Annotated in this window: 15 protein-coding genes; 13 read left to right on the forward strand and 2 right to left on the reverse strand. The window is 66.4% G+C overall.

All coding sequences use genetic code 11. The annotated features are described in order from the left end of the window. Positions 1-35 precede the first annotated feature (35 nt). Genes aroC through aroB form a run of 3 tightly spaced genes read left to right on the forward strand, consistent with a single transcriptional unit; the run spans position 36 to position 2,877 of the window. Positions 36-1,244, forward strand: coding sequence for a chorismate synthase (gene aroC, locus AC51GT_RS06170; protein WP_496328204.1), 1,209 nt, complete (start codon positions 36-38; stop codon positions 1,242-1,244). Then, the gene (locus AC51GT_RS06175; protein ID WP_496325130.1) at positions 1,241-1,765 is read left to right on the forward strand and encodes a shikimate kinase; all 525 of its coding nucleotides are present in this window, start codon (positions 1,241-1,243) and stop codon (positions 1,763-1,765) included. Before aroC ends, AC51GT_RS06175 begins: the two co-directional genes overlap by 4 nt. Beyond that, complete coding sequence (gene aroB, locus AC51GT_RS06180) at positions 1,762-2,877, forward strand: 3-dehydroquinate synthase (RefSeq protein ID WP_496325129.1); 1,116 nt, start codon at positions 1,762-1,764, stop codon at positions 2,875-2,877. The genes AC51GT_RS06175 and aroB overlap by 4 nt, the downstream gene beginning before the upstream one ends. A 114-nt stretch (positions 2,878-2,991) precedes the next feature. Here aroB and AC51GT_RS06185 read toward each other — a convergent pair whose 3' ends face one another. Next, positions 2,992-3,459 (reverse strand): B-4DMT family transporter, encoded by a 468-nt coding sequence (locus AC51GT_RS06185; protein ID WP_496328205.1) that lies wholly within the window; start codon positions 3,457-3,459, stop codon positions 2,992-2,994. A gap of 116 nt (positions 3,460-3,575) precedes the next feature. Between AC51GT_RS06185 and AC51GT_RS06190 the strand changes: the two genes are divergently transcribed. The 10 genes from AC51GT_RS06190 (at position 3,576) to pyrF (ending at position 14,575) form a co-directional block, all read left to right on the forward strand. Further along, a complete protein-coding gene (locus tag AC51GT_RS06190) occupies positions 3,576-4,691 on the forward strand; it encodes a M24 family metallopeptidase (protein ID WP_496328206.1) in 1,116 nt (371 codons plus the stop codon). A gap of 72 nt (positions 4,692-4,763) precedes the next feature. Then, entirely contained in the window at positions 4,764-5,327 is a 564-nt protein-coding gene (efp, locus tag AC51GT_RS06195; RefSeq protein ID WP_496325126.1) for an elongation factor P, read from the forward strand. Positions 5,328-5,332: 5 nt separating this feature from the next. Continuing rightward, positions 5,333-5,803, forward strand: a complete 471-nt coding sequence (gene nusB, locus AC51GT_RS06200; protein ID WP_496325125.1) for a transcription antitermination factor NusB — start codon at positions 5,333-5,335, stop codon at positions 5,801-5,803. Positions 5,804-5,931: 128 nt separating this feature from the next. Beyond that, the gene (pyrR, locus tag AC51GT_RS06205; RefSeq protein WP_496325124.1) at positions 5,932-6,513 is read left to right on the forward strand and encodes a bifunctional pyr operon transcriptional regulator/uracil phosphoribosyltransferase PyrR; all 582 of its coding nucleotides are present in this window, start codon (positions 5,932-5,934) and stop codon (positions 6,511-6,513) included. Continuing rightward, on the forward strand, positions 6,510-7,454 hold the full coding sequence (locus AC51GT_RS06210) for an aspartate carbamoyltransferase catalytic subunit (RefSeq protein WP_496325123.1): 945 nt from the start codon (positions 6,510-6,512) through the stop codon (positions 7,452-7,454). Before pyrR ends, AC51GT_RS06210 begins: the two co-directional genes overlap by 4 nt. Beyond that, positions 7,451-8,752: a dihydroorotase gene (locus tag AC51GT_RS06215; protein WP_496328207.1), complete on the forward strand. Its 1,302-nt coding sequence runs from the start codon at positions 7,451-7,453 to the stop codon at positions 8,750-8,752. Before AC51GT_RS06210 ends, AC51GT_RS06215 begins: the two co-directional genes overlap by 4 nt. Then, a complete protein-coding gene (locus AC51GT_RS06220) occupies positions 8,749-9,249 on the forward strand; it encodes a PH-like domain-containing protein (protein WP_496325121.1) in 501 nt (166 codons plus the stop codon). Before AC51GT_RS06215 ends, AC51GT_RS06220 begins: the two co-directional genes overlap by 4 nt. Then, positions 9,246-10,415, forward strand: coding sequence for a glutamine-hydrolyzing carbamoyl-phosphate synthase small subunit (gene carA / locus AC51GT_RS06225; protein ID WP_496325120.1), 1,170 nt, complete (start codon positions 9,246-9,248; stop codon positions 10,413-10,415). The genes AC51GT_RS06220 and carA overlap by 4 nt, the downstream gene beginning before the upstream one ends. Further along, positions 10,415-13,753, forward strand: a complete 3,339-nt coding sequence (gene carB, locus AC51GT_RS06230; protein WP_496328208.1) for a carbamoyl-phosphate synthase large subunit — start codon at positions 10,415-10,417, stop codon at positions 13,751-13,753. Before carA ends, carB begins: the two co-directional genes overlap by 1 nt. Next, positions 13,754-14,575 carry an orotidine-5'-phosphate decarboxylase gene (pyrF, locus tag AC51GT_RS06235; protein WP_496328209.1) on the forward strand — a complete coding sequence of 274 codons (822 nt, stop codon included), beginning with the start codon at positions 13,754-13,756 and terminating at the stop codon, positions 14,573-14,575. It abuts the gene before it with no gap. Here pyrF and AC51GT_RS06240 read toward each other — a convergent pair. Beyond that, positions 14,500-15,675: an alpha/beta hydrolase gene (locus AC51GT_RS06240; RefSeq protein ID WP_496328210.1), complete on the reverse strand. Its 1,176-nt coding sequence runs from the start codon at positions 15,673-15,675 to the stop codon at positions 14,500-14,502. The genes pyrF and AC51GT_RS06240 overlap by 76 nt on opposite strands. Positions 15,676-16,075: the final 400 nt, after the last annotated feature.

A 16,075-nucleotide genomic window follows, 5' to 3' on the forward strand; every position in this document is an offset into this window, starting at 1 on the left:
GCGGGGGGATCTGCCGACAGCCCACGTTGATGGGCGTGGAACAATTGGGAACTGTGTTGCGCTGGAGTACTGCCGGAGAATCCCATGGTCCCGCACTGGTAGCCGTCCTGGAAGGGATGGTGGCCGGTGTCGAGGTGACCTCGTCGCAGGTTGCTGACCAATTGGCCCGCCGCCGTCTCGGTTACGGACGGGGTGCGCGGATGAAGTTCGAGGCCGACCAGGTCACCCTGGTCGGCGGTGTCCGCCACGGATTGACGATGGGCGGCCCGGTCGCCATCGAGATCGGCAACACCGAATGGCCCAAGTGGGAGACCGTGATGTCGGCCGACCCGGTCCCCGTCGAAGAGCTCGAGGGCATCGCCCGGAACGCGCCGTTGACCCGGCCCCGGCCCGGCCACGCCGACTACTCCGGCATGCTCAAGTACGGCTTCGACGATGCCCGTCCGGTCCTGGAACGGGCCAGTGCCCGCGAGACCGCAGCCCGCGTCGCGATCGGCACCGTCGCCCGCAACTTCCTGCGTCAGGTCCTCGGTATCGAGGTGCTCTCGCACGTGATCTCCATCGGCGCCTCCGATCCCTATGTCGGTGCCGCGCCGGTGTACTCGGACCTCGAGCAGATCGACGCCAGCCCGGTGCGGGCGTATTCGACCGAGGCCGAGGCCTCGATGATCGCCGAGATCGAAGCCGCGAAACGCGACGGTGACACGCTCGGTGGTGTTGTCGAGGTCGTCGCCACCGGTGTGCCCGTGGGTCTGGGCTCGCACGTCAGCGGCGATCGTCGTCTCGATTCCCGTCTGGCCGGTGCGCTGATGGGCATCCAGGCCATCAAGGGTGTCGAGGTCGGCGACGGTTTCGAGACCGCCCGTCGTCGCGGCAGTGCCGCACACGACGAGATGATCCCCGGCCCGGGTGGTGCAGTCCGTTCGACGAACCGCGCAGGCGGCCTCGAAGGCGGGATGACCAACGGTGAGTCCATCCGGGTCCGTGCTGCCATGAAGCCGATTTCCACAGTGCCGAAAGCGCTTTCGACGATGGACATGACCACCGGAGAACAGGCCACGGCCATTCACCAGCGGTCCGACGTCTGTGCCGTACCGGCCGCGGGTGTTGTCGCCGAGTCGATGGTGGCCCTGGTGTTGGCGCAGGCGGCCCTGGAGAAGTTCGGTGGCGACTCTGCCGTCGAGACCGCGGACAACCTTGCCGGCTACCTCAAGCGGGTGGCCGCACACCTGCCCTCGTCGTGACCGGGTCGACCGGCCCGCGGGTCGTGCTCATCGGCTTCATGGGCTCGGGCAAGACCACGGTCGGACAACAACTGGCCCGCGTTCTGGGGTGCGAGTGGAAAGACAGCGACGTCGAGATCGAGCGACGGAGCGGCCGGACCATCCCCGAGATCTTCACCGACGGTGAAGACGCGTTTCGTGCCTACGAACGCGAGATCGTGGCCGACCTGCTGCGGACCCACACCGGTGTGCTGTCGCTGGGTGGTGGCGCCGTCCTGACGGCGGCCACCCGCGAGCTACTCGCCGGGCATCCGGTCGTGTACCTCAGAGTGGATGCCGAACAAGGGTTTGCCCGGGTCGCGAACTCCAGCCGTCCGCTGCTGAAGGTGGACAACCCCAAGCAGGCGTATCGCGACCTGCTGGCACAACGAGATTCGATCTACCAGGGCGCGGCCACCATCGTGGTGGATGCGCATCCGCACCAGCGTGTGGTCGCCGACGAGATCATCACCCAACTGACCGAGCAGGAGGCCACCAAGTGACCGAGCAAGCCGCACCCATCCGCGTACCGGTGAACAGTGAGAGCCCCTACGAGGTCATCATCGGCCGCGGCCTGCTGACCGATCTGGTCGAGGCGGTCGCCGGCGCCGATTCGGTGGCGATCCTCTATCAGCCCTCCCTTGCCGAGACCGCGGAACTCATCCGAAAGACATTGGACGAGAACAACTTCAACGCACATCGGATCGAGATCCCGGATGCCGAGGCGGGCAAGGAACTCTCGGTTGCCTCGTTCTGCTGGGAGGTCTTCGGCCGGATCGGGATGAAGCGCAACGACGTGGTGGTCTCGCTCGGCGGGGGCGCGGCAACCGACCTGTCCGGGTTCGTCGCGGCCACCTGGATGCGGGGGATCCCGGTCGTCCACGTGCCGACCACACTGCTGGCCATGGTCGACGCCGCGGTCGGCGGCAAGACCGGCATCAACACCGACGCCGGCAAGAACCTGGTCGGATCCTTCCACGAGCCGCGCGCAGTGCTGATCGACATCGCGACGCTGGAGACGGTGCCACGCAACGAGATCATCGCCGGCATGGCGGAGGTCATCAAGACCGGTTTCATCGCCGACCCGGAGATCCTGGACCTGATCGAGGCGGACCCGCAGGCGGCCCTCGACCCGACCGGTCCGGTCCTGCCCGAACTGATCGAACGGTCCGTGCGCGTCAAGGCCCAGGTGGTCGCGGCAGATCTGCGGGAGTCCTCGCTGCGCGAGATCCTCAACTACGGCCATACCCTCGGCCACGCCATCGAGCGCCGTGAGAAGTACCGCTGGCGTCACGGCGCGGCGGTGTCCGTGGGCCTGGTCTATGCCGCCGAACTCGGCAGGCTGGCCGGACGTCTCGACGACGCCACCGCGGATCGCCACCGCAGCGTGCTCGAGAGTGTCGGACTGCCGGTCGGCTACGACGCCGACGCATTGCCCGATCTCCTCAAGGGCATGGCGGGGGACAAGAAGAACCGTTCGGGCATGCTGCGGTTCGTCGTCCTCGACGGCCTGGCCAAGCCCGGACGCCTGGAGGCCCCCGATCCCTCGCTGCTCGCCGCGGCGTACTCCACCGTCGCCAAGGACGAGCCGACCAACGGTTCGATCCTGCTCTAGCCCTTCACGGCGCCGGAACCACTACGCAAACGAGCCGGAAATACGAAGACGAGCCACATATTTGTGGCTCGTCTTCGTGTTTCCGGCTCGTTTGCGCTTGTCGCTCGGTTGGGGTCAGGCGTAGGCGTTCTGGTCCTGGGCCTTGGCCTCGTTCTTGCGGTGCTGGCGGCGGGTCAGGAATCGGCCGACGGCAGCGCCGATGAGGGCGGAGACGAAGACCAGCAGGGTGGTGAACGAACCGCCGGCGAAGATCTCGATGGCCAGGGAGTTCTCACCGATCCCGGACATCACCCAGTTGCCCAGGACCCAGCACACGACCGCACTGATGAGCCCGGTCAGGAGTCCGGCCTTGAGCCAGCGCATGGTCAGGTCGTCGTAGTCGTCGGGATCGGGATGGGCGCGGCCGTCGACCAGACCGTCGATGCCACCCCAGATCAGCGCCACCAGCACCACGCTGGCGATCGCGATCGTCTTCCAATAGTTGGAGTCCAACGGCCAGGCCACGATGGCCAGACCCAACAGGACCCGGGCACCGATGTGCACCGCCGACATCACCAAACCCCGCAACAGCCACGCAATCATGTGAGCAGCGTACCGATGTGGAACGTGTTCATGTGTCAGGGGCCACAAAACGAACATGGTGTCCGAGTTGATCGTGGGACCGCGCTCGGATGGCCGACTCCACTAGCCTTGAAACCATGACTGTTGAACGAGTGGTCACCGACCTCGGCCCAACTGCGGAATCGGCGCGGCGTGACCGGCTGCGCTCGCTGCTCAGCGGCGCGGGAATCGACGCCCTCCTGATCACCGATCTGGTCAATGTGCGGTATCTCACCGGATTCACCGGATCGAACGGCGGCGTGGTGATCACCGCTGCCGGCGACGACCGGATCGCCACCGACGGCCGCTACATCACGCAGGTGGCCGAACAGGCCCCGGACCTGACCGCGATCATCAACCGGGACTGCCCGGGTGCCCTGATCGAGCATCTGGTGGGTTCCGGTGCCCGGATCGGTTTCGAGAAGCATGTGGTGACGGTGGCGACCCATCAACGTCTGCTGCCGCTGCTCGGCAGTTCCGAGACCCTGGTGCCGGTGGCGCCCCTCGTCGAAGAGCTGCGGATGGTCAAGGACGAGTTCGAGATCGAGCAGATCCGGACCGCCTGCCAGACCGCGGATCTGGCGCTGGCCGACATCATCGCCGCCGGGGTCCTCGTGCCGGGCAACACCGAGCGCAAAGTGGCGCGCGCATTGGAATGGGCGATGTTCGAGCGGGGCGCGGAGGCGGTCTCGTTCGAGACGATCGTGGCCACCGGCGCGAACTCGGCGGTCCCGCACCACCGCCCGACCGATGCCGAACTGAGCTCCGGCGACCTGTTGAAGATCGACTTCGGTGCCGTGATCGGCGGCTATCACTCCGACATGACGCGCACCTATGTGCTCGAATCGACCGAGCCCTGGCAACGTGACATCTACGACATCGTGGTGGCAGCGCAGCAGGCCGGCCGGGAGGCCCTCGAACCCGGTGTCGAGGCGGTGGGCGTAGACGCCGCAGCCCGGGTGATCATCGACGAAGCAGGCTTCGGTGACTATTACGTGCATGGCCTCGGTCACGGCGTCGGACTCCAGATACATGAAGCGCCGTCAATCGGTGCATTGAGCACGGGTACACTGCCATGCGGTGCAGCGGTGACCGTGGAGCCCGGGATCTACCTGCCGGGCCGAGGTGGCGTCAGGATCGAAGACACCCTCGTGGTCCGCGACGGCGATCCCGAACTGCTCACCACCACCGACAAGACATTCACCGTCATCTGACGCGCTCCGGCGCACAGCACAGCAGCAGCGGGTGGGACACACCGCCCGCGGCTCGAGAGGAAGAACAAGAACGTGGCAAACACCTCGGATTTCAAAAACGGCCTCGTGCTGAACATGGAGGGTCAGCTGTGGCAGATCCTGGAGTTCCAGCACGTCAAGCCCGGCAAGGGCCCGGCGTTTGTCCGAACCAAGATCAAGAACGTGCTGTCGGGTAAGACCGTCGACAAGACGTTCAACGCCGGTGTGAAGGTCGAGACCGCAACGGTCGACCGCCGCGACATGACCTACCTCTACAACGACGGCCAAGACTTCGTCTTCATGGACGGCGACACCTTCGAACAGATCAGTGTCAGCCCCGAGACCATCGGTGACGCCGCCAAGTTCATGCTCGAGAACATGCGCGTCCAGGTCGCCACCCACGAGGGCGTGCCGCTCTACGTGGAGCTCCCGGTCACGGTCGAGCTCCTCGTCGCGCAGACCGACCCCGGTGTCCAGGGTGACCGCAGCACCGGCGGCACCAAGCCGGCAACGCTCGAGACCGGCGCCGAGATCCAGGTTCCGCTGTTCATCAACACCGGGGACAAGCTGAAGGTCGACTCGCGCGACGGCAGCTACCTCGGCCGCGTCAACTCCTGACGCTGGTGAAAAAGCCCGGTACCCGACACAAGGCACGCAAGCGTGCCGTCGATCTGCTGTTCGAGGCAGAAGCAAAGAACTGCTCACCCGTCGAGCTGATCGCCCAGCGTCGTGAGCTGGCGGCCACCGATGACAGCGTCGGCAAGATCAACGACTACACCGCCCAGATCATCGAAGGCATTGCCGGGGACACCGCACAGATCGACGCGGTGATCTCGTCTCACCTCAACGAGTGGACACTGCCGCGGCTGCCCGCGGTCGACCGCGCCATCCTGCGGCTGGCCACCTGGGAACTGTTCAACACCAACGACGTCCCGACGATGGTCGTCGTGGACGAGGCGGTCGAGCTCGCCAAGGAGTTGTCCACGGATGACTCGCCCGGGTTCGTCAACGGTGTGCTGGGCCGGATTGTCCTGCTCGCGCCTCAGGTGCGAGCGTCCCTGGAGTCGCCGGAACCGCGCACGCCGGAGGCGTGAGCCTCACCTGATAGTGTTTGCGGTGAAATTGTGATGGTGGCCGATGCTAACGATGTCGGTCATCATCGCAGTGGCCGACATCCTTTAACGATCCGTCCGGAGAGGCGGAGAAGGAGGTCCCGATAACCGTGCCGCCTCAAAAAAGCGACGGTACCGATGCGGGTCGTGAATTACTCGACGACGCCGATGTCGGTAGGACCATTGCGCGGATAGCGCATCAGATCATCGAAAAAACAGCTCTCGACAGCCCGGACTCACCACGGGTTGTGATCATCGGGATCCCCACCCGGGGCATCTTCCTCGCACGGCGCCTGGCCGCGAACATCGCGGAGTTCTCGGGCGTGCAGGTCCCCGTCGGTTACCTCGACATCACCCTGTACCGCGACGATCTGCGGGCCAAGCCGCACCGTGCCCTCGAACCCACCGCGGTGCCCGCCGGGGGTGTGGACGGTGCACTCGTGGTGCTCGTCGACGACGTCCTGTATTCCGGGCGCACCGTGCGGGCCGCGCTCGACGCCCTCCGCGACCTGGGTCGGCCGGCCGCTGTCCAGCTCGCCGTACTGGTGGATCGTGGTCACCGCGAACTGCCGCTGCGGGCCGATTACGTCGGCAAGAACATCCCGACTTCCCGGAGCGAAGACGTCGAGGTGCACATGCGGGAACACGACGGTGTCGACCGGGTCGTGCTGCGGGCGGGGGAGAGTGCATGAAGCACCTGCTGTCCGTCAATGACCTGAGCAAAGACGTCGCCACCGAGATGCTCGATGAGGCCGAACGCTTCGAGCAGGCGCTGGTGGGTCGTGAGATCCGCAAGCTGCCGACGCTGCGGGGTCGCACCATCATGACGGTTTTCTATGAGAACTCCACGCGCACAAGGGTTTCCTTCGAGGTCGCCGGCAAGTGGATGAGTGCTGACGTGATCAACGTCAGTGCCTCGAGTTCATCGGTGAACAAGGGCGAGTCCTTGCGTGACACGGCCAAGACGCTACGTGCGGCCGGAGCCGATGCGCTGATCGTCCGCCATCCGGCCTCCGGTGCGGCGCATCAGATCGCCCAGTGGACCGCCGAGGAGGGTCCCGGCCCATCGGTGATCAACGCCGGCGACGGCACCCACGAGCACCCGACGCAGGCACTGCTCGACGCACTGACCCTGCGGCAGCGGCTCGGATCGCTCGAAGGCCGCCGGATCGCGATCGTCGGCGACATCCTGCACTCACGGGTGGCCCGCTCCAATGCCCATCTGCTGGCCACCCTCGGTGCCCAGGTGGTTCTGGTCGCGCCGCCGACCCTGCTCCCGGTGGGTGTCGAGTCGTGGCCGGTGGAGATCTCCCACAGCCTCGATGCCGAACTCGCCGCAGTGGACGCGGTGATGTTGCTGCGGGTCCAGGCCGAACGGATGAACGGCGGATTCTTCCCCTCGTCGCGCGAGTACTCGATTCGGTACGGGCTCTCCGATCGTCGGGCGGCGCTGCTGGCCGATCATGCGGTGGTGCTGCATCCCGGTCCGATGTTGCGTGGCATGGAGATCGGATTCTCTGTGGCGGACTCGTCGAAGTCGACTGTGCTGCAACAGGTTTCCAACGGAGTACATATGCGAATGGCAGTGCTTTTCACACTGCTGGTCGGAACCGAGAGTGAGGGTGTGGCGTGAGCGGCGACCTGCTGATCCGCAACGTGAGGCCATACGGGGGTGAGCTCGTCGACGTTCTCGTCACCGGTGGCGACATCGCCGAGGTCGGGACCGATCTGAGCGCAGGCGCCGAGGTCGATGTGCTCGACGGCGCGGGCGCAATACTGCTGCCCGGATTCGTCGACATGCACACGCACCTGCGCGAGCCCGGCCGGGAAGACACCGAGACGATCGAAACCGGTTCGGCGGCAGCCGCGCTCGGTGGTTACACCGCGGTCTTCGCGATGGCCAACACCGATCCGGTCGCGGACAGCCCGGTCATCACCGACTACGTCTGGCGACGTGGCCAGGAGGTCGGACTCGTCGACGTGCATCCGGTGGGTGCGATCACGGTGGGCCTGGAGGGCAAACAGCTCGCCGAGATGGGCGCGATGGCCGCCGGTGTGGCCGGCGTGCGGATGTTCAGCGATGACGGCAAATGTGTCGACGATCCGCTGCTGATGCGCCGGGCGCTCGAATACGCCAAGGGCCTTGATGTCCTGATCGCCCAGCACGCCGAAGAGCCTCGGCTCACCAAGGGTGCGATCGCGCACGAGGGTGCCACCGCGGCGCGGCTGGGACTCAGCGGCTGGCCGCGCGCGGCCGAAGAATCGATCGTGGCCCGCGACGCGCTCCTGGCCCGCGACGCCGGAACCCGGGTCCATATCTGCCACGCGTCCACCGAGGGCACCGTCGAGCTGCTGAAGTGGGCGCGCGGACAGGGCATCTCGATCACCGCCGAGGTCACGCCGCACCATCTGCTGCTCGACGACTCTCGTCTGGAGACCTACGACGCGGTCAACAAGGTGAATCCGCCGCTGCGCGAGGGCCGCGACAAGACCGCGTTGCGGCAGGCGCTGGCCGACGGGATCATCGATTGCGTCGCCACCGACCACGCACCTCACGCGGCGCAGGAGAAATGCTGTGAGTTCGCCAATGCCCGCCCCGGCATGCTCGGACTGCAAACCGCCCTGTCCATCGTGATCGAGACCATGGTCAACCCGGGTCTGCTGGACTGGCGCGGCGTGGCCGCGGTCATGAGTGAACGTCCGGCGCAGATCACCGGGCTACCCGATCAGGGCCGCCCGATCGCCGTCGGTGAACCGGCGAACCTGGCCCTGGTCGACCCGGAGACCGAGTGGACGGTGCAGTCAGACGCCCTGGCCAGCCTGTCGGCGAACTCGCCGTTCGACGGACTCACCCTGCCCGGCACGGTGATCGCCACGGTGCTGCGGGGCGAGATCACGAACAATGGTGGCAAGGTCCGGGCAGTGCTATGACCGGCGTCGTGGTTGTCCTGGTCGTCGTCCTGGCCTGGGGCGGGATCGTCGGCCTGATGATCCTGGGCTGGCGAGGCCGTGGTCGCCGCCAGGAGCAGATACTCGGCGCATTCCCCGAGGTGCCCGCCGATCTCGGCCCCTGCCGGCTCGGCCCGCACACGGGGCTGTACGTCGGATCGACGATCGCGCCGAGTTGGCAGGACCGCGTGGCAGTCGGCGACTACGGTGACCGCGCCGCCGCCGAGATCAGCCGCTACGACAGCGGGATCCTGATCGAACGCCGCGGCGCCAACCCGATCTGGATCCCCGCCGACCAGATCACCGCGATCAGAACAGAGCGCGGACTGGCCGGAAAAGTGATGACCGCGGACGGTGTGCTGGTGATCCGATGGCTGCTGCCGTCGGGAACCGAGATCGACTCCGGCATCCGCGCGGACGACAAATCCATCTACCCGCAATGGGTCAACCCTTTCGAGCAGGACGGAACAAAGCAGTGACACAGCCAAACCGGGCAACGCCAGCGGTGCTGGTTCTCGAGAACGGTGAGCATTACACCGGAACCGGATACGGCGCGCTGGGACAAACCCTTGGTGAAGCCGTCTTCTGTACCGCGATGACCGGGTACCAGGAGACGCTCACCGATCCCAGCTACCACCGGCAGATCGTGGTGGCGACCGCGCCACAGATCGGCAACACCGGCTGGAACAGACAAGACGGCGAGAGCCGCATCGGCCGGACCGGCCAGAGCGGCGATGACTCCGGCAAGATCTGGGTCAGCGGCTACGCCGTGCGCAACCCCACCCGCCGGGTGTCGAGTTGGCGCGCGACGTCCACGCTCGAAGACGAACTCGTCGAGCAGGGGATCGTCGGCATCGCCGGCATCGACACCCGCACCGTCGTGCGGACCCTGCGCGATCACGGATCGATGCGGGCCGGGATCTTCTCCGGTGACGCACTCGCCGGGGTGGACGAACTGCTCCGGCGTGTTGTCGACGCCCCTCAGATGAAGGGCGCGAACCTGGCGGGCGAGGTCTCGACCACCGAGGGCTACGTCGTCGAACCCGACGGCGAGCCGCAGTTCACCGTCGCTGCCATCGACCTCGGCATCAAGACCAACACCCCGCGGATGTTCGCCCAGCGCGGCGTCCGGGTGCATGTGCTGCCCGCCGGGACGAGCCCCGACGCCATCGCCGCGATCAACCCCGACGGTGTGTTCCTCTCGAACGGCCCGGGCGACCCAGCGACCGCCGACCACGCCGTCGATCTGACCCGCCACGTCCTCGGCGAAGGGATCCCGCTGTTCGGGATCTGCTTCGGCAACCAGATCCTGGGCCGAGCCCTGGGCCGGGACACCTACAAGATGAAGTTCGGTCACCGCGGCATCAACATCCCGGTCATCGATCATGCGACCGGTGCGGTGTCGATCACCGCGCAGAATCACGGGTTCGCGCTCGAGGGTGAGGCCGGCGAGGAGTTCGACTCCGACTTCGGCCGGGCCCGGATCAGCCACACCTGTGCCAACGACGGTGCCGTCGAAGGCGTCGAGTTGATCAACGGCAAGGCGTTCTCGGTGCAGTACCACCCGGAAGCGGCGGCCGGCCCACACGACGCCGCCTACCTGTTCGACAAGTTCGTATCCCTGCTGCAAGGAGCCAGTGCCTGATGCCCCGCCGTTCCGACCTATCGCACGTCCTGGTCATCGGCTCCGGTCCGATCGTCATCGGTCAGGCCAGTGAGTTCGACTATTCCGGTACCCAGGCGTGCCGGGTGCTGCGCGCCGAGGGTCTGCGCGTGAGCCTGGTGAACTCGAACCCGGCGACGATCATGACCGACCCCGAGTTCGCCGACGCCACATACATCGAGCCGATCACCGCCGAGTACATCGAGAAGGTGATCATCGCCGAGCGCGACGCCGGATACCCGATCGATGCCGTGCTCGCGACCCTCGGCGGCCAGACCGCCCTCAATGCCGCCGTCGCACTGCATGACGAGGGCATCCTGGAGAAGTACGACATCGAGCTCATCGGTGCCGACTTCGACGCGATCCAGCGCGGTGAGGATCGTCAGAAGTTCAAGGACATCGTCGCCAAAGTCGGTGGCGAGAGCGCCCGTTCGGCAGTCTGCTACACGATGGAAGAAGTCCACGAGACCGTCGCCGAACTAGGTTATCCGGTTGTCGTCCGCCCGTCCTTCACGATGGGTGGCCTCGGATCGGGGATGGCCTACAACGAGGACGACCTCAACCGGATCGCCGGCGGCGGACTCTCGGCATCCCCGACCGCCAACGTGCTCATCGAGGAGTCGATCCTCGGCTGGAAAGAGTACGAGCTCGAATTGATGCGTGACGGCGCCGACAACGTCGTGGTCGTCTGCTCGATCGAGAACGTCGATCCGGTCGGTGTGCACACCGGTGACTCGATGACCGTCGCCCCGGCGATGACGCTGACCGACCGCGAGTACCAGGACATGCGTGACCTGTCGATCGCGATCATCCGTGAGGTCGGTGTCGACACCGGTGGCTGCAACATCCAGTTCGCGATGGATCCCGCGGACGGCCGCCTGGTCGTCATCGAGATGAACCCGCGGGTGTCGCGGTCGTCGGCGCTGGCCTCGAAGGCCACCGGCTTCCCGATCGCCAAGATCGCGGCGAAGCTGGCCGTGGGCTACCGGCTCGACGAGATCGTCAACGACATCACCAAGAAGACCCCGGCCTGCTTCGAGCCGACCCTCGACTATGTCGTGGTCAAGGCCCCGCGGTTCGCCTTCGAGAAGTTCCCCGGTGCCGATGACACGCTGACCACGACCATGAAGTCGGTGGGTGAGGCGATGTCGCTGGGTCGTTCGTTCGCCGAGGCGCTCGGCAAGGTCATGCGTTCGCTGGAGACCAAGGCCGCCGGATTCTGGACCGAACCGGTTGTCGAGGGTGCACCGGCCGAGGCGCTCCCGGAACTGCTGGAGCGACTCAGCGTGCCCAAGGACGGTCGCCTCTACGGCATCATGCAGGCGTTCATGCTCGGTGCCACCGTGGAGCAGCTCTTCGATTCGACGAAGATCGATCCGTGGTTCCTGGCCGAGATCGAGGCCGTTTATCAACTGGGACAAGACATCCGGTCGGCAGAGGTTCTCGACGAGCCGCTGTTGCGGCTGGCGAAGAGCAACGGTCTGTCGGACCGTCAGCTCGCGGCGCTGCGGGATGACCTCGCCGACGAGGCCGCTGTCCGCGACCTGCGGCACTCGCTGAACGTGCGCCCGGTATACAAGACCGTCGACACCTGTGCCGCCGAGTTCGAGGCCGCGACGCCGTACCACTACTCGACGTACGAACTCGATCCCGCCGCGAAGTCGGAGGTCGCCCCGCAGACCGAGCGGCCCAAGGTCCTGATCCTGGGATCGGGTCCCAACCGCATCGGACAGGGCATCGAGTTCGACTACTCCTGTGTCCATGCCGCACTGACACTGTCCGAGGTCGGCTACGAGACCGTCATGGTCAACTGCAACCCGGAGACGGTCTCGACGGACTACGACACCGCCGACCGCCTCTACTTCGAGCCGCTGACGTTCGAAGACGTGCTCGAGGTGTACAACGCCGAATCGGAGTCGGGCACCGTCGCCGGTGTCATCGTCCAACTCGGCGGTCAGACACCGCTCGGGCTGGCGCATCGGCTGCAGGCCGCGGGTGTGCCGATCGTGGGCACCAGCCCCGAGGCGATCGACCTCGCCGAGGATCGCGGCGAGTTCGGCAAGGTGCTCGAAGCTGCCGGTCTGCCCGCTGCCAAGTACGGCATGGCGACCACCTTCGACGAGGCCAAGGAGATCGCCGGCGACATCGGTTACCCGGTGCTCGTGCGCCCGTCATACGTGCTCGGTGGCCGCGGCATGGAGATCGTCTACGACGAGGAGTCCCTCGAGGGCTACATCTCCCGTGCCACCGAGATCAACCCCGAGCATCCGGTGCTGGTCGACCGGTTCCTCGAAGACGCCATCGAGATCGACGTCGACGCCCTCTACGACGGCACCGACTGCTACATCGGCGGCGTCATGGAGCACATCGAGGAGGCCGGTATCCACTCCGGCGACTCGGCGTGTGCGCTGCCGCCGATCACGCTGGGCAAATCCGATCTGGAGAACGTCCGCCGGTCCACCGAGGCGCTGGCCAAGGGCATCGGCGTGCGCGGACTGCTCAACGTCCAGTACGCCTTGAAGGACGACATCCTGTACGTGCTCGAGGCCAACCCGCGGGCGAGCCGGACGGTGCCGTTCGTATCCAAGGCCACAGCGGTGCAGTTGGCCAAGGCGTGTGCCCGGCTCATGCTGGGCGCCACCATCGCCGAGATGCGCACGGACGGGATGTTGCCCGCCTCGGGCGACGGATCCGAGCTGCCCGACACCGCACCGATCGCGGTCAAAGAGGCGGTGCTGCCGTTCAACCGGTTCCGCCGTAGCGACGGCAGCGGCGTCGATTCGCTGCTGAGCCCGGAGATGAAGTCGACCGGTGAGGTGATGGGTATCGATGCCGATTTCGGTCGGGCCTTCGCCAAGTCGCAGACCGCCGCCTACGGGTCGTTGCCGCTCGACGGGAAGATCTTCGTCTCCGTGGCCAACAAGGACAAGCGCGCGTTGGTCTTCCCGGTCAAGCGGCTGGCCGATCTCGGGTTCGAGATCCTCGCCACCGAGGGGACCGCACATGTCTTGCGACGCAACGGGATCAGCTGCACGCAGGTCTACAAGCACTCCGACACCGACCGGCCCGACGGGGAGATGACGGTTGTCGATCGCATCCGCGCGGGTGAAATCGCCATGGTCATCAACACCCCGTACGGCAATTCGGGACCGCGGGTCGACGGCTACGAGATCCGTAGTGCTGCCGTGTCGGTGAACATTCCGTGCATCACCACGGTCCAGGGCGCCAGCGCTGCGATCCAGGGCATCGAGGCAGCCCTCGGGGGCGCAATGAATGTGCTGTCGCTGCAGTCCTGGCACCGTTCGATGCTGGGTGCCTGAGTGAGCACCTTCGGTGCCCGGTATCGGGAGGTGGTCGCGCAACGCGGGCGCCTGTGTGCGGGCATCGACCCGCATCCCGAACTCCTGCGCCAGTGGGGGCTGCCGGTCAGTGGTGCCGGGGTCAGGGCTTTCGGCGAAATCTGCGTCGAGGCCCTGGCCGGCACCGCGGCGGTGATCAAACCGCAGGTGGCCTTCTTCGAAGCGTTCGGTGCCGAAGGGTTTGCCGCCCTGGAAACAGTGATCGCCGGGTGCCGGTCGGGGGGAGCGCTGGTGATCGCCGATGCCAAACGCGGCGACATCGGATCGACGATGGACGCGTATGCCAGAGCCTGGCTCGAGGACGCCTCGCCGTTGTGTGCCGACGCGGTGACCGTCTCGCCCTATCTGGGCTTCGGTTCGCTGTCATCGGTGATCGACCTGGCCCGGGCGCACGGGCGCGGTGTGTTCGTGCTGGCCCGGACGTCGAATCCGGAAGGCGCGTCACTCCAGCTCGCCGAGCGTGAGGGTGTCACCGTGGCCCAGGGGATCGTCGACGCCTCGGCCACGGCCAACGCCGACGGTTCGGGAACGGTCGGCGTCGTCGTCGGGGCCACCCGCGACCACGGTCTGGACCTGACGGACCTGCGCGCGCCGGTGCTGGCTCCGGGGCTCGGTGCCCAGGGCGCCACCGCCGAGGACCTGCGCGGCGTCTTCGCCGGCAGCGACCTCGACTGGCTGCTGCCGTCGAGCTCACGGGCGGTCCTGCGTCAGGGCCCGGACGTGCCCGCGCTGCGGGATGCGGCACTGCGGACGGCGTCGGAGATCGAGTCCGCGCTGTCCTGATCGACCTGGTCGTTCGCGATCGGAGCATCCTCGAGCGCGGCGTGGAACGCGTCGATGCGCGGCCAGGTCTGCGCCTTGGCCTCCGGACCCGCGATCAGACCGAGATGGCTGGTCTCGACCGTGGTGAAGTGCACCTGCGGTGACTCGGCGAGGAGCTCGACCCCGTGGCGGGCGGCCGCCCACGGGACGATGACGTCCCGGTGACTGCCGAACAGTTGTACCGGGACCTTGATGGTGGTCAGGTCGATCTGGCGATCACCGAAGTTCACCACGCCACCGGCCAGCTCATCGTGGTAGATGAACTGCTCCCACATCTGCTCGGACAACCGGCCCGGGTAGCCCGGGAACCGACGCTGGAATCGGTTCACGACCTCCATCCGGGCGAGCGTCTCGGTATCGGCGAGGTTGTTCATGATGAACCAGGGTTTCTTGAGCTCCCGCTGCCACGCCGTGCCGCGATAAGCGATCTGCACCAGCGGGGCGGGAATCCCGCGTAGGGCGCTCAGTGTCGCTGTGACAGGCCGCGGACCGGTCCTACCGGTCAGCCGCCGGACCAGCGGATAGGGCGGCACCAGGCCGTAGTTCAGCGGAGTACCGATCGCAGTGATCGAACGGACGGGTAAGCCGGGGTCGGCGGCGAGCGTGAGCAGCGCGACGGTGCCGCCCAGACTCCAGGCCACGAGGTCGAGACGTCCGGTGGACCCGTCGAAGTCCGCGAGGACCCGGGCGATGGCGTTCGGGACGATGTCGTCGGTGAAACCTTCGAACCCCAGGCCTCGGTCGGATCGATCCATCTCGCCGTAGTCGACGACGTAGGGGATGCGTCCCTGTCCCAGCAGGTGGGCCACATACGAGTGGTCGGGGTCGAGGTCATAGCAGGCCGCGGGCGCGGCCAGCGGGGGCAGCAGTAGCACCGGGACACCGCCTGTGTCGCGGGCCCGGGCGAGGTCCGTGAGGTCACCGTAACGCCGCAATACCTGATGTCGCTGTGTGTGCAGCGTGGTGTGCGGGGTCTGCACCGGTGGGCGGATACCGCCACCGACCGTCAATCGCAGGAGGTTCTGTGCCGGAGTCGGCAGTCGATCGATCACAAACGACATCTAACACGAGCTGCCCGCGTGCTACTCATCGCAGGTCAAACCCATCTCCGACACGCGCAAGGCGCAAGAATCTCAGAAAAATTCCACGGAGGAACTCCTGTCACAGGTGCACCACAAGTGTGACGTACGTCATGTTGGCGAAAAAACCATCTTTGCAATGCGAAATAACCTGTGGTGCAACAGGATTGGTCGCGTCGAAGAATCGGAACCCGGGGTTTGGCGATCAGCGGGGCCTTCGCGGGCCGGTCTAGTTTGGCTGGCTTACAACACCGGTTTTCGTGGGGGAATGCGGGGGTCGGGGTCGCAAATCCCAGCTCACGTGGGTACGGTCGCTTTCGCTGCCCTCACAAGGCAGCCGCCCCGACATCACCGGTGCCGGGGCAGAGAACACACAGACGAA

The organism is Williamsia sp. z34 (assembly GCF_059553395.1).